The organism is Oryzomicrobium sp. (genome assembly GCF_036820405.1).
Taxonomy (GTDB): Bacteria; Pseudomonadota; Gammaproteobacteria; order Burkholderiales; family Rhodocyclaceae; genus Oryzomicrobium.
Genome location: NZ_DAISLS010000012.1, coordinates 19,036 through 42,163, shown reverse-complemented (window position 1 = coordinate 42,163; position 23,128 = coordinate 19,036). Strand labels below are relative to the sequence as shown.

24 protein-coding genes are annotated in these 23,128 nt (G+C 66.0%); 3 read left to right on the top strand and 21 right to left on the bottom strand.

Going from position 1 to position 23,128, the window contains the following annotated elements; genetic code table 11:
- Positions 1 to 59: 59 nt before the first annotated feature.
- The 9 genes from flgJ to flgB form a co-directional block, all read right to left on the bottom strand.
- Positions 60 to 1,115, bottom strand: coding sequence for a flagellar assembly peptidoglycan hydrolase FlgJ (gene flgJ, locus V7Z98_RS12795; protein ID WP_334158388.1), 1,056 nt, complete (start codon positions 1,113 to 1,115; stop codon positions 60 to 62).
- A 13-nt stretch (positions 1,116 to 1,128) separates the two neighbouring features.
- Positions 1,129 to 2,181 (bottom strand): flagellar basal body P-ring protein FlgI, encoded by a 1,053-nt coding sequence (locus V7Z98_RS12790; RefSeq protein ID WP_334158539.1) that lies wholly within the window; start codon positions 2,179 to 2,181, stop codon positions 1,129 to 1,131.
- Positions 2,182 to 2,286: 105 nt separating this feature from the next.
- Entirely contained in the window at positions 2,287 to 2,970 is a 684-nt protein-coding gene (locus V7Z98_RS12785; RefSeq protein ID WP_334158387.1) for a flagellar basal body L-ring protein FlgH, read from the bottom strand.
- Positions 2,971 to 3,000: 30 nt separating this feature from the next.
- Entirely contained in the window at positions 3,001 to 3,783 is a 783-nt protein-coding gene (flgG, locus tag V7Z98_RS12780; protein WP_334158386.1) for a flagellar basal-body rod protein FlgG, read from the bottom strand.
- Positions 3,784 to 3,816: 33 nt separating this feature from the next.
- A complete protein-coding gene (gene flgF / locus V7Z98_RS12775; protein WP_334158385.1) occupies positions 3,817 to 4,560 on the bottom strand; it encodes a flagellar basal-body rod protein FlgF in 744 nt (247 codons plus the stop codon).
- 53 nt (positions 4,561 to 4,613) lie between these two features.
- Positions 4,614 to 5,954 (bottom strand): flagellar hook protein FlgE, encoded by a 1,341-nt coding sequence (gene flgE / locus V7Z98_RS12770; RefSeq protein ID WP_334158384.1) that lies wholly within the window; start codon positions 5,952 to 5,954, stop codon positions 4,614 to 4,616.
- 70 nt (positions 5,955 to 6,024) lie between these two features.
- A complete protein-coding gene (locus tag V7Z98_RS12765) occupies positions 6,025 to 6,708 on the bottom strand; it encodes a flagellar hook assembly protein FlgD (RefSeq protein WP_334158383.1) in 684 nt (227 codons plus the stop codon).
- A gap of 36 nt (positions 6,709 to 6,744) precedes the next feature.
- A complete protein-coding gene (gene flgC, locus V7Z98_RS12760) occupies positions 6,745 to 7,152 on the bottom strand; it encodes a flagellar basal body rod protein FlgC (RefSeq protein WP_293259985.1) in 408 nt (135 codons plus the stop codon).
- Between the two features lie 35 nt (positions 7,153 to 7,187).
- On the bottom strand, positions 7,188 to 7,604 hold the full coding sequence (gene flgB / locus V7Z98_RS12755) for a flagellar basal body rod protein FlgB (protein WP_334158382.1): 417 nt from the start codon (positions 7,602 to 7,604) through the stop codon (positions 7,188 to 7,190).
- A gap of 214 nt (positions 7,605 to 7,818) precedes the next feature.
- Here flgB and flgA point away from each other — a divergent pair, with 214 nt between their 5' ends.
- The 3 genes from flgA (at position 7,819) to V7Z98_RS12740 (ending at position 9,504) form a co-directional block, all read left to right on the top strand.
- Positions 7,819 to 8,514, top strand: coding sequence for a flagellar basal body P-ring formation chaperone FlgA (gene flgA, locus V7Z98_RS12750; RefSeq protein WP_293259982.1), 696 nt, complete (start codon positions 7,819 to 7,821; stop codon positions 8,512 to 8,514).
- A gap of 171 nt (positions 8,515 to 8,685) precedes the next feature.
- On the top strand, positions 8,686 to 8,997 hold the full coding sequence (gene flgM / locus V7Z98_RS12745) for a flagellar biosynthesis anti-sigma factor FlgM (protein ID WP_293259979.1): 312 nt from the start codon (positions 8,686 to 8,688) through the stop codon (positions 8,995 to 8,997).
- A gap of 9 nt (positions 8,998 to 9,006) precedes the next feature.
- Positions 9,007 to 9,504, top strand: coding sequence for a flagella synthesis protein FlgN (locus V7Z98_RS12740; RefSeq protein WP_334158381.1), 498 nt, complete (start codon positions 9,007 to 9,009; stop codon positions 9,502 to 9,504).
- A gap of 132 nt (positions 9,505 to 9,636) precedes the next feature.
- Here the strand turns inward: V7Z98_RS12740 and motD are convergent, their stop codons facing one another.
- From motD to V7Z98_RS12680, 12 genes are all read right to left on the bottom strand, one after another.
- Entirely contained in the window at positions 9,637 to 10,530 is an 894-nt protein-coding gene (gene motD / locus V7Z98_RS12735; protein WP_334158380.1) for a flagellar motor protein MotD, read from the bottom strand.
- A 4-nt stretch (positions 10,531 to 10,534) separates the two neighbouring features.
- Positions 10,535 to 11,275 carry a flagellar motor protein gene (locus tag V7Z98_RS12730; RefSeq protein WP_293259969.1) on the bottom strand — a complete coding sequence of 247 codons (741 nt, stop codon included), beginning with the start codon at positions 11,273 to 11,275 and terminating at the stop codon, positions 10,535 to 10,537.
- On the bottom strand, positions 11,268 to 12,017 hold the full coding sequence (locus tag V7Z98_RS12725; RefSeq protein WP_293259967.1) for an RNA polymerase sigma factor FliA: 750 nt from the start codon (positions 12,015 to 12,017) through the stop codon (positions 11,268 to 11,270). The genes V7Z98_RS12730 and V7Z98_RS12725 overlap by 8 nt, the downstream gene beginning before the upstream one ends.
- A 15-nt stretch (positions 12,018 to 12,032) precedes the next feature.
- A complete protein-coding gene (locus V7Z98_RS12720; RefSeq protein ID WP_334158379.1) occupies positions 12,033 to 12,920 on the bottom strand; it encodes a MinD/ParA family ATP-binding protein in 888 nt (295 codons plus the stop codon).
- The gene (gene flhF / locus V7Z98_RS12715) at positions 12,913 to 14,430 is read right to left on the bottom strand and encodes a flagellar biosynthesis protein FlhF (RefSeq protein WP_334158378.1); all 1,518 of its coding nucleotides are present in this window, start codon (positions 14,428 to 14,430) and stop codon (positions 12,913 to 12,915) included. The genes V7Z98_RS12720 and flhF overlap by 8 nt, the downstream gene beginning before the upstream one ends.
- Entirely contained in the window at positions 14,427 to 16,514 is a 2,088-nt protein-coding gene (flhA, locus tag V7Z98_RS12710; RefSeq protein WP_334158377.1) for a flagellar biosynthesis protein FlhA, read from the bottom strand. Before flhA ends, flhF begins: the two co-directional genes overlap by 4 nt.
- Positions 16,507 to 17,673, bottom strand: coding sequence for a flagellar biosynthesis protein FlhB (gene flhB / locus V7Z98_RS12705; RefSeq protein WP_293259955.1), 1,167 nt, complete (start codon positions 17,671 to 17,673; stop codon positions 16,507 to 16,509). Before flhB ends, flhA begins: the two co-directional genes overlap by 8 nt.
- Positions 17,674 to 17,863: 190 nt before the next feature.
- Positions 17,864 to 19,768 (bottom strand): chemotaxis protein CheA, encoded by a 1,905-nt coding sequence (locus tag V7Z98_RS12700; protein ID WP_334158376.1) that lies wholly within the window; start codon positions 19,766 to 19,768, stop codon positions 17,864 to 17,866.
- Between the two features lie 10 nt (positions 19,769 to 19,778).
- Entirely contained in the window at positions 19,779 to 20,693 is a 915-nt protein-coding gene (gene cheZ / locus V7Z98_RS12695) for a protein phosphatase CheZ (protein WP_293259951.1), read from the bottom strand.
- 3 nt (positions 20,694 to 20,696) lie between these two features.
- Positions 20,697 to 21,086 (bottom strand): chemotaxis response regulator CheY, encoded by a 390-nt coding sequence (cheY, locus tag V7Z98_RS12690; RefSeq protein WP_293259948.1) that lies wholly within the window; start codon positions 21,084 to 21,086, stop codon positions 20,697 to 20,699.
- Positions 21,087 to 21,136: 50 nt separating this feature from the next.
- Positions 21,137 to 22,075: a chemotaxis protein gene (locus tag V7Z98_RS12685; RefSeq protein WP_293260322.1), complete on the bottom strand. Its 939-nt coding sequence runs from the start codon at positions 22,073 to 22,075 to the stop codon at positions 21,137 to 21,139.
- 21 nt (positions 22,076 to 22,096) lie between these two features.
- Positions 22,097 to 23,062 carry a chemotaxis protein gene (locus V7Z98_RS12680; RefSeq protein WP_293259945.1) on the bottom strand — a complete coding sequence of 322 codons (966 nt, stop codon included), beginning with the start codon at positions 23,060 to 23,062 and terminating at the stop codon, positions 22,097 to 22,099.
- Positions 23,063 to 23,128 lie beyond the last annotated feature (66 nt).

The window sequence follows — 23,128 nt, the reverse complement described above, 5'->3', positions numbered from 1 at the left end:
AGAGTAACGGCCAGATTCAGAAAAAGTTGAGCCGGACGGATACCGAGAACGGTGGCAGGCTAGCCCGCGAGGGCCTGGCGCAGCGTGGCACCGTTGATGATGCGGTTGAGCTTGTCCGCGTACATGGGATCGGTGGCATATCCGGCTTGCTGCAGAGATGCAGCAAAACTTGTGCCATCGGTAGCGTTCAATGCCCCGGAAAAACGGGGGCGCTGCAACAGCGCCGCATAGTCGCGAAATGCCTCCGCATAGGAAGAATAGGCACGGAATTTTTCGCGGGCCTGCTGGGGCTGGCCGCCCACATATTCGGTGGTATTGACCTCCACCGCGCCGCCCTGCCAGCCCTTGCCGGCCTTGACGCCGAACAGGTTGAAGGACGGCGAGCCGTCGGCGCGGCGAATCTCGCCCTTGCCCCAGCCCGACTCCAGGGCCGCATGGGCCACCAGGAAATGGGTGGGCACCCCGGTGGCCCGGGACGCCTCGGCGGCATGGGGCCAGATGCGGGCGACGAAATCCCGGGCGCTGGCATCGCCCCGGCCGTCAGCCGCGGACTGGGCCGTGGCCGGCAAAGTGGACGGTGCCGTCGTGGCAATATTTGCCGTGCGGTCTGCCGCCAGCAGCCGACTGCGCTGCTGCTCGTTGGTCAGGGACTGCAAGGCCGCCGCCAGCTTGGTCTGCAATCCCGGATTGGCCTGGACGCCGTCCACGCCGGATTGCAAGGATTCGAGCAATTGCGCCGGCGTCGGCACCTTGCCGGTGGCAGCGGAATCGGCCGCCTCGCCGTTCTCCAGGGCGGACGGGGGAACGCCCATGTTGCGGCCGAGTTGCTGCTCGATCACCTTGGCCAGCCCGACCTGGCCGGAGCTAGCCAGGCGCAGGGCCAGCTGCTGGTCGAGCATGCTGGTGTAGAGCCGGGTGGTGTCGTTGTCGAACAGACCGTCCTTGGGCAGGGTATCGCGCATGCTCTTCAGCACCTGCTGCAGGAACAGGGCTTCGAACTGCTGGGCCGTGGACTTGAGGGCCGCCTTGGGGTCCTTGGCGGCCTGGCTCTTCAGCTGCTGCAGTGTGCGCGGGTCGCCGATGAGCTGCTGGGTGGACGGATCGTATGCCTTCATGGCGTCGCTGGCCTTAGATGATTTCCAGCTCAGCGCGCAGGGCTCCCGCCACCTTCATGGCCTGGAGGATGGCCAGCATGTCCTGGGGCTTGGCCCCCAGGGTGTTGAGCGCCTTCACCACGTCGGCCAGATTGGCGCCGCCCTTGAGGTTGATCAGGGCCGTGCCGTCCTGCTTGATCTGCACATCCGAATTGCTCACCCCGGCAGTCTGCCCCTGGGAGAAGGCGTTGGGCTGGCTCACCGAGTTCTGGGTGCCGATCACCACCGACAGGTTGCCGTGGGCCACGGCGCAGGGGTCGATGCGCACGGTCTGGTTCATTACCACCGAGCCGGTGCGGGAATTGACGATGACCTTGGCCGGCAGCATGGCCGGCTTCACGTCCAGGTTCTCGATGCGGCCGAGGAAGGCGATGCGGGCGTTGGGGTCGTCCGGGGCGGCCACCCGAATCTGGCGGCCATCCACGGCCTGGGCCACGGGGCCGACTTCCCGGTTGATGGCATCGACGATGCGCCGTGCGGTATCGAAATCGGCGGTGTTGAGTTCGTAGTGGACGTAGCCGCCCTGCCCCACGGCGGACGGTACTTCCCGCTCCACGGTGGCGCCAGCGGGAATCCGCCCGGCAGACAGGTGGTTGATCTGGGCGCTGGACCCGGAGGCCGAGGCTCCCACCCCGCCCACAGCCAAGCTGCCCTGGGCCATGGCATAAACTTGGCCGTCGGCGCCCTTGAGCGGTGTCATCAGCAAAGTGCCGCCGCGCAAGCTCTTGGCATTGCCCATGGACGAAACGGTGACGTCGATCTGCTGGCCCGCCTTGGCGTAGGGCGGCAAGTTGGCGGTGACCATCACCGCCGCCACGTTGCGCAACTGGGGCGGCTGACCGTTGGTCGGCAGATTGACCCCCAGCTGGGACAGCAGATTGGTCAAGCTCTGCACGGTGAACGGGGTCTGGGTGGTCTGGTCGCCGCTGCCGTCCAGGCCGACTACCAGGCCGTAGCCCAGCAGCTGGTTGTTACGCACACCCTGGACCGTGGCCAGATCCTTGATGCGTTCGGCGTGGGCCGGCATGGCGGCGGCAAAAATGGCCAGGGCCAGGCACGAAAGGCGTGAAAGGGCCGCAAAGCGGCGGGAAAACCTGCGAGGACCGGGCATGGCCCCTCCCAACGAGTCGACTTAGAACGGCAATACGTTAAGGAAGAATCGTGCCAGCCAGCCCATGACCTGGGATTCGCTGATGCTGCCGGTGGACTTGTACTCAATCCGCGCATCGGCCACCTGGGACGAGGCAGCGGTGTTGTTGGTGCCGACGAAGAGCGGGTTGATGACACCGGAAAGCCGCACGAATTCTTGCTGGGAGCCGATAGCAATCTGCTTCTCCCCGGAGACCAGGAGGTTGCCGTTGGGCAACACCTCGATCACCGTGGCGGTGATGGTACCGGAGAACACGTTGGTGTTGTTGGATTGCCCCTGGCCGTTGAGCGCGGAATTGGACGTGGCATTGAGCCCCATGCCCATCAGACTCTTGCCCGGCAGGCCGTTCAGGGTCGGCACCGCCGCCTGGATGCTGCTGTCGCGGGTGGCCTTGGTGGCCTGATTGGTGGAGGCGTTGGTGTTCTCGGTGATGGTGATGGTGATGGTGTCGCCGACGAAGCGGGCGCGCCGGTCCTCGAACAGGGGGCGGAAATTGGCGTTCTGGTAAATGCTGCCGTTGGCGGCAACAATTTCCGCCTTGGGCTGGGGCCGGGCCGTCATCGGCTGGTGGATGTTGGTGGGCGGCACCGAGGCGCAGCCGGCCAGGAGGGCTGCGACGCCGGCGGCGGCAAGCAGCAGGCCGCGGCGCAGGGTGGGCAGGTTCATGGCATTCGTCCTTGTCGTTGCAATCCAGGCTTACAACTGGGTCAGGCGGCCCAGCATCGCGTCGGAGGTGGAAATGACCTTGGTGTTCATCTCGTAGGCACGCTGGGTCTGGATCATCGTCACCAGCTCCTCGGCCACGTTCACGTTGGAGGTCTCGACGTAATTCTGGTTGAGGCTGCCCAGGCCGTTGGTGCCGGGAATGTTGGGCTGGGGAGCGCCGCTGGCGGCGGTTTCCTGGAACAGGTTCTCGCCGACGCTCTGCAGGCCGCCCGGGTTGATGAAGCCCGCCAATTGGATCTGGCCCAGCTGCTGGGCGTTGGTCTGGCCCGGCAAGGTCACGCTGACTACCCCGTCCTTGCCGATGGTCAGGGTCAGGGCGTTGGAGGGAATGGTGATGTTGGGCTGCAGGGGATAGCCGCTGGAGGTGACCAGTTGGCCCTGGTTGTCCTGCTGAAACGAACCGTCCCGGGTATAGGCGATGGTGCCGTCCGGCATCAGGATCTGGAAGAAGCCGTTGCCGTTGATGGCCACGTCCATCGCGTTGCCGGTCTGCTGCAGGTTGCCCTGGGTGAAGACGCGGGCGGTGGAGACGGGGCGCACGCCAGTACCGATCTGCAGGCCGGAGGGAATCTGGGTCTGCTGGGACGACTGGGCGCCGGGCTGGCGGACGGTCTGGTAGAGCAGATCCTCGAACACCGCACGGGAGCGCTTGAAGCCGTTGGTGCTGACGTTGGCCAGGTTGTTGGAAATCACGTCCAGCTGGGTCTGCTGGGCATCCAGGCCGGTCCGTGCAATCCAGAGTGAGCGGATCATCGGTGCATTCTTCCTAGTTATTCATCGCGCCGGTCAGCTGGAGAGGCTGAGCAGCTGGTCAGCGCTGCGGGCATTGGTATCGGCTTTCTGCAACATCTGTACCTGCATCTCGAACTGCCGGGACAGGGAGATCAGGGTGACCATGCTGTCCACCACGTTCACGTTGCTCCCTTCCAGGGTTTCCGGCGCCAGACGCACGTTCGGGTCGGCATCGGCCGGCTGGCCGTTCTTCAGGCGGAAGAAACCGTCGGCGCCCCGCTCCAGGGTCGAGGGGTCCGGATTCACCAGCTTGATCTGGCTGACCGAGTCGGTCACGTTGGGCGTGCCGAACTGGGGCACCACCGATACCGTGCCGTCCGGGGCAACGGTCACCCGGTTGTCCGGCGGTACCGCGATCGGGCCGCTGGGGGAGAGCACCGGATAGCCGTCCGGCGTCTGCAACTGGCCGTTGGCGCTGACCTGCAGGTTGCCGGCCCGGGTATAGACCTCCTGGCCGTTGGGCGCCTGGACAGCGATCCAACCCTGGCCCTGCACGGCCACGTCAAGGGCGCGGCCGGTGTAGCTGAGGGTGCCCTGATCGAACACGTCCTTGACCGAGGCATCCACCACGAAGGCCCGGGTCGGCATCCCTTCGCCCTGCACCTGTACGGCACGGAACTGGTGATCCTGGCTGCGGTAGCCCACGGTGGATGCGTTCGCCAGGTTGTTGGCCACGCCGGCCTGCCGCAGGAAGGCATGCTTGGCGCCGCTCATGGCCGTGTAGATGAGGCGATCCATGGAATCCGGTCAGGTCAGTGAGGTTGGCTACGGGTTACAGGTCAGAACGGCGATCAGCGCAGGTTGACCAGGGTGTTCATGATCGAATCCTGGGTCTTGATGGTCTGGGCGTTGGCCTGGTAGTTGCGCTGCTGAGTGATCATGGCCACCAGTTCGCCGGTCAGGTCCACGTTCGATTCTTCGATCGAGTTGGACTGGAGCACCCCCATGCTGCCGGTGTTGGGGGTACCAATGGCCGGCTGGCCGGAGGCGGACGTCTGGGCCCACTGGTTGTTACCCAGGCTGGTGAGGCCGTTGGGGTTCTGGAAGTTGGCCATCACCACCTGGGCCAGGTTGCGGGCCTGGCCGTTGCTGTAGCGCCCCTGGACGATGCCGTCGGCACCCACCGACAGGCCCACCAGGCGGCCCGAGCTGTAGCCATCAGAGGTAACGGTATTGGTACCGCTGGTGCTGCCGTACTGGGTCGTGCCGGTAAAGTCGAGGCCGAACACCAGGGGAGTGGTCGCACCGTTGGGCTTGTTCACTCCGGCGGCGGTCAGGTCAGCCGTGATACCGGCCAAGTTCACGCTCACCCCCGTAATCGGCATGGCGGTAGTGAGCTTGCCGTTGGTGTCGAAATTGAGGGTGATGGGGTTGCCGGCACCGGCCCCCAGGTCCACGTTGGAGAACTGGGTACCATCCACGTTGGCATAGACCTGCCACTGCCCGGGGGTCGCCGTCTGCCGGAAGTAGTAGGTCATGGTGTGGGAATTACCCAGGGAATCGTAAATTTGGGCTGGAGTCGAGTAGGTGTACGACGTGGCGCTGACGGTCGCCAGGCCGTTGGTCGGCCCCGGGGACACGGTGGGAGCCCAGGCGGTGCTCGGCACGAGGGAGCGGGAATCCAGGTTCACCACCGCCTGAACGCCCTTGAAGCCGGTGCCGGTACTGGCGCCGGTGGCCACCGGCGCCAGGTCGGTGGCGCTGATCTGGATTTCCTGGGGCGTGGTGGCGGCGATGTTGCCGGTGGCATCGGCCAGGTAGCCGGTCAGTTTGTAGCCCTGGTCGTTGACGATGTAGTTGCTGTTGTCGAGGTGGAACTGGCCGTTGCGGGTGTAGGTGATGGCCCCGTTCTGGCTCATGCGGAAGAAGCCGTTGCCGTTGATCGAGATGTCCAGGGGGTTGTTGGTGGTGGTGATGTTGCCCTGGGTGAACTGCTGGACCACCGCCGCCAGCGAGGTGCCGATGCCCACCTGCATCGCGCCGCCCCCGTTGAGGGCGTTGGCATAGACGTCGGCGAAGTGGGCGTTTGCCGCCTTGAAGCCGACCGTGCTCGCGTTGGCAACGTTGTTGCCGATCACATCCAGCGCCTTGGACGAGGCGGCGAGTCCACTCAAGCCTTGTTGGAATGCCATGTTCTAACTCCTGACTGATCGTTTTTACCGGGCTGCCGGCGCTTTTTGCCGGTCTGGATGGACGGCGGGCTTAGAGAATCTGGCGGACGTCGGAGAACGACACCTGCTGGGAGCCCAGATCCAGGTTGAATCCGGTACTGGTACGAACCAATGCAGTTACCGTGCCAAGTTGCAGCGCAGTGGCCTTGACGGCACTGCCGCTCTTGGAGGCCGTCACGTCGAAGGTGTAGCTGCCCTGGGGCAGCGCCGTGCCGTCGGCGCCCTTGCCGTCCCAGATGAAGGCGAAGCTGCCGGCGCTGTTGGCACCCAGCTCCTCGGTCGCCACGACCTGGCCGGTGGAATCCTTGATGTTGACCACCACCTTGTCGGCGGCGCTGCCCAGCTCGATCCCCGCCAGGCCACCGTTCTCGCCGAGCGCCAGGGTGTTGCCGCTGGTCAGCACGTTCTTGCCGAGCAGGGCGGCGCTCTGCACCCCCTGGGCATCCGTGAAGGCCGACATCATCTGCGCCATGGTGGTGTTGAGCTTCTCGATGCCGCTGACGGTGTTGATCTGAGCCAACTGGGACGTCATCTGGGCGTTGTCCATGGGGTTGAGCGGATCCTGGTTCTGCAGCTGGGTGGTGAGCAGCTTGAGGAACGTGGTCTGCATGTCGGAAGCGGTCGTGCTGGAACCGGACGACTTGGACCCGGACGAACTCGACGAGCCGCTTTTGTACGCAGCCAGGGGATCAGTGGAGGACTGGACGGTGGACATGGTGGTCTCCTACGTAACAGGGTATGGATGCGCGGCTTACTGGCCGAGATTGAGAGTGCGCATCAGCAGAGTCTTGGCGGTATTCATGACTTCCGCGTTGGTCTGGTAGGACCGGGAGGCGGAAATCATGTTGGTCATTTCCTCGACCACGTCCACGTTGGGCATGGTCACGTAGCCGTCGGCGTTGGCCGCCGGGCTGCGGGGGTCGTAGATCAGGCGGCCCGGGGCGGCGCTTTCCACCACCTGCTGCACCTTGACCCCCATGGAGGCCTGGGTGGAGCCCATCGGCACCGCTTCGAACACCACCTGCTTGGCCCGGTAGGGCTGGCCGTTGGCCGAGACCATGGAGTCGGCGTTGGCCAGGTTGCTGGCCACGGTGTTCAGGCGCATGGACTGGGCGGTCAAGGCGCTGCCGGCGATATTGAAGACGCTCAACATGCTCATGGTGATTATTCCTGTTCGTTGGCGGGCGCCGAAGGTCAGCCGTTGTTGCTCTGGATCGCCGACTGCATGGTGCGGAACTGGCCGGAGATGAAGGTCACGGCAGCTTCGTAGTGCAGGGCGTTGTCGGTGAAGGAGGCCCGTTCGGTGTCCATGTCCACCGTGTTGCCGTCCACGCTCGACTGCACGTCGCGGCGGTAGAGCACCGGGAAGGGCGACGGGCTGCCGGTGCCGGACAGGTGGCGAGTGTTGGTGCGGGCCAGATCGACGCCGCTATCCTGGCTCTTGCCGGCCACCGCATCGGCGAACACCGACTGGAAATCGATGTCACGGGCCTTGTAGTTGGGGGTGTCCGCGTTGGCGATGTTGGCCGCCAGGATCTGCTGGCGCTGGGAGCGCACGCCGAGCGCCTGGCGCTGGACGTTGATGAGCTGATCGAGTTTGCTGGCCACCACGGGAAACCTCGCTGGAGAAGACTGGCTTTTCCTTAGCGGATTTCATGCCAACTCCCTTCTTGCTCCGCCAGCCCCGGGAAACGCCGTGCAGGGCCGGGGTCACGGCCCGGGCGATGCCGCCGGCGCCGCTCCTATCCATGCCATCCGGCAAGTTTTGCCGGGGGCCCGCCCCTGGGGCACAATAGCCCTGCCCCGCCACTCCGATGCCGATCCCATGCCTCGTCTGCTCGCCCCGCTGCTCGTCTTCCTGTTAACCCTGGCATCCCTGCCGGGACATGCCCAGGGCAACGGGGTGGAGGCCGTGGTGTACAACGCGGTGGACCGCTTCCTGGCAACCCAGACCCAGGGGTTGCCCGGCCGGGTCAGCAGCAGCATCGGCACCCTGGACCCGCGTACCCAGCTCACCCCCTGCCCTGCCGTCGAGGCTTTCCTGCCCAACGGCGCCCGGCTGTGGGGGCGCTCCACCGTGGGCGTGCGCTGCAACGCGCCGGCCGGCTGGACCGTGTTCGTGCCGGTCACCGTCAGCGTGATGGGCAATTACCTGGTATCGGCCCGCCCCCTGGCCCCCAACCAGCCCCTCCAGGCCGCCGACGTGGCCCTGGCCAGCGGCGACCTGGCCACCCTGCCGGCCGGGGTAGTCACCGATACCGGGCAACTAGTGGGCAAAAGCCTGCGCAACGCCATCGCCGCCGGCCAGCCGATCCGGGCCGACCAGTTGATCGCACCGCTGGTGGTGCGCCAGGGCCAACCAGTCAAGCTGGTGTCCCAGGGGGCCGGCTTCTCGGTGAGCGCCGAGGGCACCGCCCTGTCGAACGCAGCAGAAGGCCAACCCGCCCAGGTGCGCACAGCCAATGGCCAGACCGTCAGCGGCACCGCCCGTGCCGGCGGGATCGTCGAAGTCAGCTTTTAACGCCCCGTTCCCGCCCGCTGTGGGTGAAATCGGCTACAATTCAAGCGGATGCATCTGCTTGATGCCCGGGCCCGGCAATGCGATTTGCAAAACGGCATAACAAAGGGCCTCAAGTTTCTCGCCGTTGTGCCGATAGAAGGATTTGCTAGGAAACTATTTCAGAGGCCCATCGTGAAAATCTCACCCTCTGCCACCCCACCGGCCAGTACCACCGGCAGCTACGCTGCCGGCGACGCGCGCGTCCGGCAGCAAACCCGTACCGAGGAAGCGCCGTCCGGCGAGGATGTGCGCGTCAGCCTGTCCCGCAGTGAAGAGGCCGCCAGCAGCGACAGCCCCTTCGACGCCGGCCGGGTGGCCGCCATCCGCCAGGCCATCAGCGAAGGCCGCTTCTCCATCAATTCCGGCGCCATTGCTGATCGCCTGCTCGCCACCGCGCGGGAACTGGTCCAGGGCAGCCCGGAACGGGCCGGCCGTCAGGCCTGATCAGTCCGAATGGCTACTGCCACGCCTCCCGCAGCCGCCACACCAGGTGAATTCGCTACCCTGCTGAGTCAGGAGGAGTCGGCCATCGGCCAGTTCGTCACCTTGCTGCAACAGGAGCAGGCCGCCCTCACCGCCGGCCAGGTCGACAGTCTGGACGCCCTGGTGGCCGCCAAGACCCCCCTGGTCCAGCAACTCAACCGCATCGCCGATGAACGCCGCTACCTGCTCCAGGTCGCCGGCTTCACCAATGACCGCGCCGGTTTCCACGGTTACCTGGAAGCTCACGGTACCGCGGAGATGCGCGCCGCCTGGGAACGCCTGCAATCCCTCGCCCACCAGGCCCAGGAATTGAATGGGCTCAACGGCCAGTTGATCTCCCAACGTCTGCAGGGGGCCAGCGGCGCCCTCCAGGTGCTCCTCCAGCGGCACCAGGCCGGTAGCGGTGTCTATGGTCCCGACGGCCAGAAGCAGGCCGGCACCGGCAGCCGCCTGATCGACTCGGTCTGAATTCGATCTGAACGGCGGCAGCGCAAGCGACCGGCGGCGATACTAGATGCCCCAACGGAAACGCCCTCTTGCGAGGGCGTTGTCATTTGCGCTGCTCCCCGGGGCCTACGACCGCCCCGGATTCTCTCGATTTCAGCGCCCCGGTTGTCCCCCTCCTCCGCCCAGGGCGGCCCCCACCGCCGAAGCGGCGGCAGGCGAAGTGGCCACACCGCCACGGCCTGCCGCGGCAGCGGCCTGGGGCTGCTCCGGTGGCGGTGCCAGGGGAGGCGCCTCCGGTTCGAGCGGGATGGCCGACTCGATCAGGATCGAGACGCGTCGGTTGCGCGCCCGGCCTTCTAGGCTGTCATTGCTTTCCACCGGCCGGTGCTCGCCGTAGCCGATGGCGGTGAGGCGCTGCGGCGACACTCCGGCATCGACGAACAGGCGCAGCACCGTGGTGGCCCGCACCGCCGACAGTTCCCAGTTGGAGGGGTACTGGGAGGTGCGGATGGGCACGTTGTCGGTATGCCCCTCGATCACGATGGGGAATTCGGTGGGCGCCAGCACCTCGCCGACCATGCGCAGGGCCTGGACCGAGGTCGTTTCCAGCTGGGCCTGGCCGGGCGAGAAGAGGACGCTGTCGGCGATCTCGATGGTCACGCCCTTGTCGGTTTCCACCAGGCGCACCTTGCCCTGGCGCACCAGGGGGGCCAACACGCGAAAGATGTCCTGGGCCACATTGCGCATCTTCTCGCGCTGGGCCTGGCGACGCGCCTCGCTCTTGGGGTCCTGCTGCACCACGATCTGCTTGACCGCCGCATTAGGCGTGGTAACCACCTGCATCTGCCCGGCCCCGACGATCTGCACGTTGCGGAAGGCCGACACCAGGGAATCGGACAACACCCGGTACTTGCCTTCGTTCACCGAGGAAATGGCGTACATCACCACGAAGAAGGCGAACAGCAGGGTGATGAAGTCGGCGTAGGAGACGAGCCAGCGCTCCAGGTTCTCGTGCTCGTCCTCGTGGCCGCGCCGACGCTTCGCCATGAAATCAGCCCAGGTAGCCGCGCATGCGGCCTTCGATGATGCGCGGGTTGTCGCCGTTGGCGATGCCCACCAGGCCGTCCACGAACATTTCCCGGGCGGTGACCAGGCGGCCCGCGTAGGCCAGCAGCTTCTTGGACATGGGGATCAGCACCAGGTTGGCCAGCCCCACGCCGTAGATGGTGGCGACGAAGGCCACGGCGATGCCCGCCCCCAGCTTGGAGGGATCGGTCAGGTTTTCCATGACGTGGATGAGGCCCATAACCGCGCCAAGGATGCCGATGGTGGGCGAATAACCGCCGGCGGATTCCCACACCTTGGCGGCCTGCTTGAGATCGCTCTCGTAGGCGCCGATCTCCACCTCGAGCACTTCCCGCAGGCGTTCCGGCTCCGCGCCATCCACCAGCAATTGCAGACCCTTGCGGTAAAAGGGATCGGTCTGGGCGGCAATGAAACCTTCCAGCGCCAGCAGGCCCTCGCGGCGGGAAATCTGGCTCCAATTGGCCACCTGGTCGATCAGTCGCTTGGTTTCCACCTGGGGCGGCAGGACCACCCACTTGAGCATGCGCAGGGCGCGGGTGAAGGTGGCCGACGGGCTTTGCAGCAGGATGGCCCCGAGCGTGCCGCCGATCACGATGACAAAGGCGGTGGGCTGCAACAGGGAGCCGATGTGCCCCCCCTCGAAAATCTGTCCTCCGACGATGGCAGTGAGGCCCACCACCAGGCCGATCAGGCTGATCTTATCCATGACGCCCCTTCTTGGTCTTCTTCACTTTTCCCTCCTCGCCCAACACCCGGGCGCGCAGCCGGGCGATGGCCTGGCTGTGCAGCTGGCAGACCCGGGATTCGGTCACGCCGAGGACTTCGCCGATCTCGCGCAGGTTGAGCTCTTCTTCGTAGTACAGGGCCATCACCAGTTTTTCGCGCTCGGGCAGAGCATCGATCCCTGCCACCAGCGTCTGGCGCAGCCCCTGATCCTCCAGCCGGCGCAAGGGATCATCGTCTTCGCTGCCGGCATGGCGGTCGAGAAACGATTCGCCCTCTTCGTCGGAGAAATCCTCGAAATAGAGAATCTGGTGACCCCGGGCGTCGAGCAGCAGACGCTGGTAGTCCGCCAGAGGCATTTCCAGGGAATCGGCCAGTTCCTGCTCGGTAGGCGGGCGGCCATTGGCATGCTCGAGCCGATGCACCGCCTGCTCCACGCGCCGCAGCTCGCGCCGCAGCCCCCGGGGCAACCAGTCGTTTTCGCGCAAGCCGTCCAGCATTGCACCGCGGATGCGCTGGGTGGCGTAGGTCTCGAACTGGGCGCCCATGCCGCTTTCGAAGCGGGTCATGGCGTCCAGCAGACCGATCATGCCATTCTGGACCAGGTCATCCACCAACACGCTGGCCGGCAAGCGCGCCATCAGGTGATGGGCGATGCGTTTGACGAGCGGGGCGTAATGCTGGATCAGCTGCTCCCTATCAAGCTGTCCGGCAGGGGTATACATCGGCTCTGGTACTGGCTATCCGGCAAGGACAGCGGTTGGCGTTATTTGTTGGCTCAAGTGTAACAGCTGTTGGGTGAACTGTCCGAGTCCCCCCGGCCCCTGAGAATCGGCCACTGGCCAGGACATCAGGTCGGCCGCCAGCATCCTGAGAGCATAGGACACCGGGCTATCCGGATAGGCGGCGATCACCGGCTGGGCCAACCGCACCGCCCGGCGCAGGGCCTCGTCGTGGGGCAGGGTCGCGGCCAGGTCCACCCGCACACCGAGCCGGCTGGCCGCCACCTGGGCCATGTTATCGAAAATGGCGGCAGCTTCCTCGGGCAGGCGGATGTTGTTGAGTAGCACCCGGAAGTGGCGCCGGCCGTAGGACTGGCTGAGGCGCTTGATCAGGGCATAGGCCTCGGTGATGGCCGCGGTGTCGCCCGACACCACCACCAGGGTCTCGCCCGCCGCCAGCCCCAGGGGGGAAACGCCGGACGGGGTTGGGGCGCCGTCCACCAGGATCACGTCCACCGGCCGATCGATACCCGCCAAGGTGTCGGCCAGGGCCCGCTGTTGGGCCGGCGTGGCGGCGGCCATGGCGCGCATCGCCTGGGCCACCGGCAGCAGGGTCACCCCCGGCGCCACCGGCAGCAACGCCTCGGCCAGGGTACAGCGGCCGCGCAGCACATCGAGCAGATCGGCCCGGGGCATGGCGCCGAACAAGGCGGCTACCGATTTTTCGCCGTTCTCGTCGAGGATCAGCACCTCCTGGCCCTGGCGCCCCAGGGTGGCGGCCAACTGGGCCAGGACGACGCTGCGGCCAACGCCGGTGCGGCCGGCGATGCAATTGACCACCCGCACCGTTTCCTGGCCGAAGATGCGGCGCAGCCCCGCCGCCTGGTCGGCATAGAACTCAGCCATGGCTGCCTCCGGAACTGGGCAGGCCGGCATTGGCCATTACCAGGGTCGGTTCGAGCCCTGCGTAACGGTGGGGCGAATCGCCGGGCACGTCGCGGAAGGCGCGGTGCAGCAGGTAGGTGCGGTTGGGCAGGTGCAGGTCTTCCGGCACCCGCTGGCCGTTGGAAACGTAGTGCAGCGACAGGCCATGGCGGATCACCGTGTCCAGGGCCGAGGCCAGGCTGGCCGCCTCGTCCACCTTGGTCAGGATGCACCCGGCCAGACCGTCGCCGGGCTGGTCGCCCCGGTAGGCGCGGATCACGTCGTCCAGGGTGTCGCCCTTGCTGGTGGCGGACAGCAACAGCAGGCGGCGCACGCTACCGCCGGAAACCAGCATGGCGATCTGCTCCTGGACGTGCTTGTCCTTCTGGCTCATGCCCATGGTGTCGATCAGCACCATGTGCTTGTGGGACAGCTCGGCCAGGGTCTGGCGCAGGTCGGAAGCGTCGCGCACCAGGTGCACCGACACCCCCAGGATACGGCCGTAGATGCGCAGTTGCTCGTGGGCGCCGATCCGGTAGCCGTCGGTGGTCACCAGGGCCACCTTGGCGGCGCCGTGGCGCACCACGCAGCGGGCCGCCAGCTTGGCGGTGGTGGTGGTCTTGCCCACGCCGGTGGGGCCGACCAGGGCATAGACGCCGCCCTGCTCGATGATGTCGGCGTCCGAAGCCAGGGTCATCAGGGAACGGTCCGCCGCCCCTTTCACCCAGATCATGGCCTGGGCCGCATCCAGCCCTTCGGGCAGGCCGGAGAGCAGCTCCCGGGCGAATCCGGGCGAAAACCCGGCATCGAGCAACTGGGCCAGGACCTGGGTCTTGCCCGGCTCGTGGCGCCCCGTCTCGGCCCAGCTGAAGCCAGCCAGGTGCTGTTCCACCACCTTGCGCAGGGCTCGCAGTTCGTCCATCACCGCCTGGGAAACGCCTGGCTCCTCGGCGCGTGGTAGGGGCTCGGGGCGAAGGGAACGGCGGGGTTCCGCGGCGATGGCCGCAGGCCGCTCCATGGCCGGCGGCGCCATCGGAGGCACAGGCGGCGGAACAATGCCGCGGGGCGCGGCCACCTCCTGCCGCACCTGGCGAAACGGGGCATAGCCGGCCTCGGCAGCGGGGCGCGGCAAGGGGGCGGGACGCTGTTCCGGCGGCGGAGCCATGCCGCCGGCCAGGTCGGCCAGGGGCATCGGCGTCGGACGGACCGGCGCCTGGGCAGCGGCAGCGCGCGCCGCGCTCAGACTGACGGAATAATCGTCGCCGTCGTCGCTGCGGGCGGCAGGCAGCCGGGGAGCGACCGGCACCGGCCCCTGCTCGTCGCGGGACGGGCCGGGGGCGATGGCCGCCATGTCCCGGGCGGCGACCGCCATGATCTCGACACCGCCGGCCACGCCCCGGTTGGACAGGATGATGGCGTCGGCGCCCAGGGTCTCCTTGACCTTGCGCAGCGCCTCCCGGGCGTTGACGGCGATGAATTTCTTGACGTTCATGACCTACCTCCGATGATCGAGGTCACTTTGATGATCTTCGTTTCGGGTACTTCCGCGTGGGCAATCACCTTGAGCTGGGGCACCGAACGACGGAGGAAGCGGGACAACAGTGCGCGGATGCTGCCGGGAACCAGCAGCACCGCCGGCAGGCCGAGCTCTTCCTGGCGCTGCGCCGCTGCAGCGGTTTCGCGCACCAGGGTGTCAGCCAGGCCCGGTTCGATGGTGGCGCCGTCGCCGGAGCCGGACACGGCCTGGACCAGGATGCGCTCCAGCTGGGGATCCAGGGCCATGACCTGCATGTCGGCGTTGCCCGGATAGAGCTGCTGGATGATGGCACGCCCCATGGATTGGCGCACCTGGGCGGTGAGAGCCTCGGCGTCGGCATTGCGCGGCGCATGCTCGGCCAGGGTCTCGAGGATGGTGCGCATGTCGCGGATGGCAATGCCCTCTTCGAGCAGGTTCTGCAGCACCTTTTGCAGGGTTCCCAAGGGGATGAGCTTGGGCACCAGGTCTTCGGTGAGCTTGGGGGCTTCCTTGCCGACGTAATCCACCAGGGCCTGTGTCTCCTGGCGGCCGAGCAACTCGGCGGCATGGGACATGATCAGGTGGTTGAGGTGGGTCGCCACCACGGTGCTGGAATCGACGACGGTGTAGCCAAAGGCCTGGGCCTGGTCCTTGAGGGCGGCCTCGACCCACACCGCCGGCAGACCGAAGGCCGGGTCGATGGTCTTGTTGCCGCTGATCTCGGCGGCCACCCGGCCCGGGTTGATGGCCAGGAACTGGCCCGGATAGGCGTCCCCGCCGCCGATCTCCACCCCCTTGAGCTGGATACGGTAGGCGTTGGGCTTGAGTTCCAGGTTGTCGCGGATGTGCACCGAGGGGACCAGGAAGCCGATTTCCTGGGCGAATTTCTTGCGGATGCCGCGGATGCGCTTGAGCAGCTCGCCGTCCTGGTTCTTGTCCACCAGCGGGATCAGGCGGTAACCCACTTCCAGGCCGAGCACGTCCACCGGCAGCACGTCGCTCCAGCTGGCCTCCTGGGCTTCCTGGGGCGGTTTGGCCTGGACTGGCACCGGTTTGGCCTTGGCCACCTCGGTGGTTTTCTTCGACAGATGCCACGAGTAGTAGCCCAGGGTGCCGGCAAAGAGCAGGAAGACCAGGTTGGGCATGCCCGGGATGATCCCCAGGCCGCCGACGATCACCGCCGTCACGCCCATCACCCGGCTATTGGAGAGGAGCTGGCTGAGGAACTGCTGGGCGATCGGCTCGTTGTCGCCGACCCGGGTCACCACCATGCCGGCGGCGATCGAGATCATCAGGGCGGGAATCTGGGCCACTAGCCCGTCGCCGATGGTCAGCAGCACGTACTGCTTGGCGGCGGTGGCGGCATCCATGTTGTGCTGGAGCACGCCGATGACCAAGCCACCGACCACGTTGATGAGCATGATGACGATACCGGCCACCGCGTCGCCGCGCACGAACTTGGACGAACCGTCCATGGAGCCGTAGAAGTCGGCCTCGGTGGCGATCTCTGTGCGGCGCTTGCGTGCCTCGTCCTCGCCGATCAGGCCGGCGTTGAGGTCGGCGTCGATGGCCATCTGCTTGCCGGGCATGGCATCGAGGGTGAAGCGGGCCGACACTTCGGCCACCCGGCCGGCGCCCTTGGTGACCACCACGAAGTTGATCACCACCAGGATGAGGAAGACGATCAGGCCGATGGCGTAATTGCCGCCCACCAGAAAGTGGCCGAAGGCCTCGATCACCTTGCCGGCGGCATCCGGCCCTTCGTGGCCGTGCAGCAGCACCACCCGGGTGGAGGCCACGTTGAGCGACAGGCGCAGCAGGGTGGTGACCAGCAGCAGGGTCGGGAAGACCGAGAAGTCCAGGGGCTTCTGGGTGTTGATGGCGGCCAGCAGGACGATGATCGACAGGGCGATGTTGAAGGTGAACAACACGTCCAGGGCGAAGGCGGGCAGCGGCAGCACCATCATCGCCAGGATCATCAGAATGAGGATCGGCCCCGCCAGCTGCTGGGGCGAGAGGCGGCTGAACAAGCCGCGCAGGACGGCGCTGGCTTCAGCCATTCAGCGCTCCCGCCAGCGCAGGCTCTTCAGGCGCCGGAGGCACCAGTTCGGGCGGCACCGGCAGATCCCGGGGCGGCACCGGATAGTCGCCCCCCTCGCTGCGGTAGCGGCGCAGCTGGTAGACGTAGGCCAGCACCTCGGCCACGGCGGTATACAGGTCGCCGGGGATTTCCGCCTCCAGCTCCACATGCTTGTACAGGGCCCGGGCCAGGGGCGGAGCTTCGAGGAACGGCACGCCGTTCTCGGCGCCGATCTCGCGGATCTTCAGGGCCAGCACGCCCAGACCCTTGGCCACTACCTTGGGGGCCTTCATGCCGGCCTGGTAGGCCAGGGCCACGGCGAAGTGGGTGGGGTTGGTGACGATCACGTCGGCCTTGGGAATTGCGGACATCATGCGTTTGCGCGCAGCTTCGCGCATCAGCTGGCGGATGCGGCCCTTGACCTCGGGGCTACCCTCCATCTCCTTCATTTCCTGCTTGACCTCTTCCTTGGTCATCTTCAGCTTGTCATAGTACTGCCACAGCTGGAAGGGCACGTCCGCCGCCACGATCAGGACCATGGCCGAGGCAATCACCAGGAAGCTCCAGGCCATCAGGTGGCCGGCGTCGGCCAGGCCGGATTCCAGGGGCTGGGACGCCAGGCCGAGCAACTGGTCGATCTCGCGCCAGATCACCCAGATCGCCACACCGCCCACCAGGCCCGCCTTGACCACGGCCTTGAGCAGTTCCACCAGGCCGTTCCAGGAAAAGATGCGCCCGATTCCGTTCATCGGGTTGAGGCGATTGAACCGGGGCGAGAAGGCCTGGGCCGAGAAATGCCAAGCGTTGAGGAAAACCGGGGAGGCAAGGGCGGCAACGATCAGCACCAGGAACAGGGGCCACAGGGCGAACACCGCATCGGTGGCCACATCAGCCAGACGCATCACCAGGACGTTGGAATCGGTGGCGAGCTGGCGGTCCCAGGCGAAACCCTTCTTGAACACCCGGAGCATGCGATCCACGAAATAGCCGCCCAGGGTCCACATCACGGCGGCGCCGGCGATAAGGACGAGAAAAGCGCCCAGTTCGCGAGACTGGGGAACCTGGCCCTCTTCCCGGGCCTTTTCGAGCCGTCTGCCTGTTGGCTGCTCTGTTCGTTCGAGATCGCTGTCTTCAGCCATACCGGGTGCGCTTTACGTTGGCCGTATTATAGAAAAATCCAGAAAAATTAAATAGCTAACCAATTCATTTTCATGTCGTTTTTAAAGTTTTCCAGCCTGTCAAGCCTGCAACTCAATCCCGACGCGATACCGTAGAAATGAAAAAGCGGGGCGTGAGCCCCGCTTTTTCATCCGGCAGTGGTGAGCCCGGTCAGTGCACTTCCAGGGCGCGCAGGCTGCGGCTGTCGGAATCGAGGTGCTGCCCCATGTCCGCCAGCAGTTCCTTCATGTCCAGAATCAGCACGATCTGGCCGTTGGACAGGGTGGTGACCCCGGCCACGCCGCGGGGGCGGAAATCCTCGAGGGACTTGATCACCGCGTCGTCGCGGCCGGCAAAGTTGTCCACGCCGAGGATGAAGCTCTTTTCCGCAGTCTGCATCAGCACGCCGTAATCGGCCGGACGCTCCTGGGGCCAGCCCAGCAGCTTGGCCAGGGATACCACGGGCAGGATCTCGCCGCGCACCACCAGGGTTTCCTTGCCGCCCACCTCCTGGATCTTGCTGCGATCCACCGGCAGGATTTCGCGGACCAGCGAGAGCGGCAGGGCGAACGGCTGGTCGCCGAGCAGCACCAGCAGCACCGGCAGGATCGCCAGGGTGAGCGGCAGGGAGATGATGAACACCGACCCCTTGCTCGGCTCGGAGCGGATTTCGACCGAACCGTTGAGCTTCTGGATGTTGGTCTTGACCACGTCCATGCCCACGCCCCGGCCGGACACGTCGGAGGCCTGGGTCTTGGTCGAGAAGCCGGGCAGGAAGATCAGGTTGAGGCTCTGGCGCTCGTCCAGGGTGTTGGCCTCTTCCTCGGAGATCAGGCCCTTTTCCACCGCCTTGGCGCGGATGCGCTCGGCGCTCATGCCGCGGCCGTCGTCGGCGATGATCAGCAGGATGTGGTCGCCCTCCTGGCGCGCTTCCAGGCGCACCAGGCTCTTAGCCGGCTTGCCGGCGGCGGCCCGCTCTTCCGGGCCTTCCACGCCGTGGTCCACGGCGTTGCGGATGAGGTGGATGAGGGGGTCGGCCAGATCCTCGATCATGGTCTTGTCCACCTCGGTTTCCTCGCCGGCCAGCACCAGCTCCACGTCCTTGCCCAGTTGGCGGGCCAGGTCCCGGGCAATGCGCGGGTACTTCTGGAAGAGGCGGCCGATGGGCTGCATGCGGGTCTTCATCACCGCGTTCTGCAGGTCGGACACCAGCAGGTCGAGCTGGGAGACGGCCTGGTCCAGGGCATGCAGGGTGTCGGCGTCGTTCTTGCCGGCCAGGATGTCCACCCGCAGGCTGGTCAGGCGGTTCTTGGTCAGGCCGATCTCGCCGGACAGGTTGAGCACCTGGTCGAGGCGGGCCGTATCGACGCGAATGGTGTTCTCACGCACCCGCTCCTCGACGCGGCGGCCGGCCGGCACGGCGGCACCGGGCTTGTCGACAGCGCGGCGGCCGTAGGGCGGCGGCACCGGAGTCACCGTGGCACCGGCGGGGGCCGCGGGCGCGGTTGCGGCCGCAGCGGCCGGCGTCTGGGGCGGGATCACGGCGGGCACGCCGGTGATCGCAGCATGGAGCACCGCCCAATCGGGCCCGCCATCGGCGGCCGCGGGGATCGTGCCAGCGGCGGCGGGAGCAGAGGCGGCCACGGGCGCGGCCGTCGGTGCGGCAGCCGCACCCGGAACTGCGCCCGCCTCAAGGGTGTGGCGCAGGGCGGCGATCAGGGCATCGTCGGCGGGCCGGGGCTGGACGCCGCCGGAGAGCTCGCCGAACATGTCGCGCACGCCCTTGGTGGCCGCCATGATCAGGTCCATCAACTCCGGCGTGAGGTGCATCTCGGAGTTGCGCAGCCGGTCGAACAGGTTCTCGGTGAGATGGCACAGGGTGACCAGCTCGGTGGCGTTGAGGAACCCGGCACCGCCCTTGATGGTGTGGAAGCCGCGGAAGATATCGTTCAGCAGTCCCCGGTCTTCCGGGTTCTTTTCCAGGTCCACCAGCTTGTTGTCCACATCGGACAGGAGGTCGTGGGCTTCCTGCAGGAAATCCTGCAGAAGATCCTCCATCCCGGCGAAATCGCTCATCGTCTTGCTCCTAGAAACCAAGGCTTTCCAGCAGGTCGTCCACCTGCTGCTGGCTGCCGACCACGTCGGTACGCCCTTCGGGATTGATCACCGGGCCGTTGAGCAGCGAATCCACCGCGTCGCTGCGCCGCGCCTCGGGCATCGCCTCCACCAGCACCTTCATCAGCCCCTCTTCCAGATCCTGGGAGAGGCTGACGATCTTCTTGATGACCTGGCCGGTGAGATCCTGGAAATCCTGGGCCATCATGATTTCCATCAACTGGTCGTTGGTGGCGCTGGCCTTCTGGGGCACCTGGGTCTTGAGGAAGTCCCGGGTTTCCGCCGCCAGGGCCTTGAACTCCTCGACCGACATCTGGTTGGCGTAGACCTTGTCCCAGCGCCCGCCCAGCGTTTCGGCGCTGGTCTGGAGCTCGTCCTGGATCGGCTTGGCGATGTCGGTGGCGTTAAGCACGCGGCAGGCGGCCTGCTCGGTCAGGTTGGCCACGTAGGCCAGCCGGTCCTTGGCATCGGGCAGCGCCGACATGGTGTTTTCGAGCAGCTTGTCGTAACCCAGTTCGCGCAGGGTGTCGTGCAACTGCCGGGCCATCTGGCCGATGCGGTTGAACACCCGATCCTGGCCAGGCCAGGATTCGCCGGCACCGGCCGCCACGATCAGGGCGCGGGGCACTTCGCGCAGGGCCTCCACGGTGCTGGCGACTTCCGGCTCGGCAGCCGGCACGCTGGTGCCGGCCACCGAGTCGAACAGGGCTTGAAGCTCGTCGGAATCCCCGGCCGCTCCCGCGCTGGCAGGCGCGGCGGGTGCTGGCGCAGGCGCCGGGGCAGGTGCGGCGGGCGCTTCCTGCGGGAGGGTCGAGGAGATGCTGTCGAACAGGGCCTCCAGCTCTGCGCTGTCGCCCGCCTCCCCAAAATTGGCCGGATTGCTCATCAATCAGACCCCCATCTTTTCAAAAATCTTCTGCAGCTTTTCGCTCAACACCGCCGACGTGAACGGTTTGACAATATAACCGCTCGCGCCGGCCTGGGCCGCTGCGATGATGTTCTCGCGCTTGGCCTCGGCGGTGATCATCAGCACCGGCAGGTGTTTCAGCGTCGGTGTGGCGCGGATGGTCTGCAGCAGGGTAAGTCCATCCATGTTCGGCATGTTCCAGTCGGTGACGACGAAATCGATGCCGCCAGCCTGGAGTTTTTGCAGGGCGATCGCGCCGTCCTCGGCTTCGTCGACGTTGGTGAAGCCTAGCTCCTTGAGCAGGTTGCGGACGATTCGACGCATGGTCGAAAAGTCGTCCACCACCAGGAATTTCATCTTGGGATCGGGCATGGCGTGACTCCGGTTCTAATTCTTAGCGGGTGTCTCTGAGGGGGAAGGAATCAACGTTCCACGAGGGGGCGCAGGGTATCGGCCAGGATTTCGGCGTCGAATTTCCCCACGTAGGCATCGACACCCACCGCCTTGCCCATGGCGCGGTTGGCTTCGGACGACAGGGAGGAGTGCATCACCACCGGCACCCCGTCGAAGCGGGGGTCGGCCTTGATGTTCTTGGTCAGGACGTAGCCGTCCATTTCCGGCATTTCGGCATCCACCAGGATCAGGCGAATCTCGTCGCGCACCGACTTGTGGATCTGCTGGCAGTGGGCGGCGATGGCCTGGAGCCGTGACAGGGCCTCGGCGCCGTTGGTGGCATGCTTGTGCTTGACGCCGAGCTTGTCGAGCACCTCAGCGATCTTCTTGCGGGCGACGATGGAATCGTCGGCGAAGAAGACGGTAGTGTCCTCCTCGACGCTGGCCGGGGCGATGTCCACCACCACGGCCTCGCCGAAGGCGTTGGCCAGGATCTGCTCCACATCGAGGATCGATACCAGGTGGCCGCCTTCGAGCTCGATGACGGCGGAAATGAGGCCCTGGTTGGCGACCAGCACCGATTCGGGCGCCTTCACCTTTTCCCAGTCCACCCGGATGATACGATCCACCTCGTCCACCAGGAAGCCCAGGGTGCGGCGGCTGTATTCGGCCACCATCATCGACTTGCCGATGGCCGGCGCCTCGCCGTCCAGTTGCAGGAAGGAGGACAGGGACAGCACGGGAATGACATTGCCGCGCAGGGAGATCAGGCCTTCCACGCCGCGGGGCATGTTGGGAGTTCTGGTGATGTGGGGGGTTCGCCCCACTTCGCGTACCTTGAACACGTTGATCCCGAAGGTTTCCCGGGTGCCCAGGGAAAACAGCAGGATTTCCATCTGATTGGAGCCGGCCAGCTTGGTGCGGGCATCCACGCTTTCCAGCAGGTTTTTCTTGTCAGCAAGATTCATCGTCATCGTCCCCTGCGAACCTTATTCCGCCTCGACGGGCAGAGATGCCCCCAGGCGCCGGGCCAGGGTTTCGGCCAGACGCTGCGGTTCGAACTTGGCCACGTATTCGTCAACGCCGACCGACAGGCCGAGCTTCTGGTTGGACATACCGGACAGGGACGAATGCATGATCACTGGAATGTTGGCGAAGCGCGGATCGGTCTTGATCTGCTTGGTCAGCATGTAGCCGTCCAGTTCAGGCATCTCGATATCGGTGAGCACCAGGCTCACCACATCGCTGGTCGGCTTGCCCTGGCCCTGGGCGTAGGTGGCCAGCTTCTCCAGTTCGGAGAGAGCTTGGCGGCCGTTGATGGCCGCCACGTAGCGCACGCCCATGGCGTCGAGGGTGCGCTGAATCTGCTTGCGGGCGACGATGGAGTCGTCGGCGAAGAGCACGGTACAGTCGGGCCGGTCGATCGGGCGGATCGTGCGGAACTGGAATTCGTCGTCGTAGCGGGAGGTCTCGGAAAGCACCTTCTCCACGTCCATCATCATCACCAGCCGGTTGTCGCGCAGCTCGGTCACGGCGGTGACCAGGCCGCCCATCTCGGCCACCAGCATTTCCGGGGGCACCCGCATCTGGCTCCAGTCCAGGCGCAGGATGGTATCGACGGCTTCGACCAGGAAGCCCTGGGTGTGGCCGTTGTACTCGGTGACGATCATGATGTCCCGGGGCGACTCGGTCTGGACGCCGGCATACTTGGCCAGGTCCACCACCGGCACCAGGGCGCCGCGCAGGCTGACCATGCCCTCGACCGACGCCGGCATTTCCGGTGCCGAGGTGATCGGCGGCGTGCGCATCACTTCCCGCACCTTGAAGACGTTGATGCCGAACGTTTCCTTGCGGCCGTTGCGGGCATCCTGTCCCAAGGTGAACAGGAGGATTTCCAGTTTGTTGGTGCCGGCCAGTTTGGTCCGGGCGTCGATGCTCTTCAGCAGTTCAGACATTGTTTCTCCCAGGCCGCGGGATCTTCTGAATCGGAAATTCAGTGGTGCGCGGGCGGCGAATTTTAA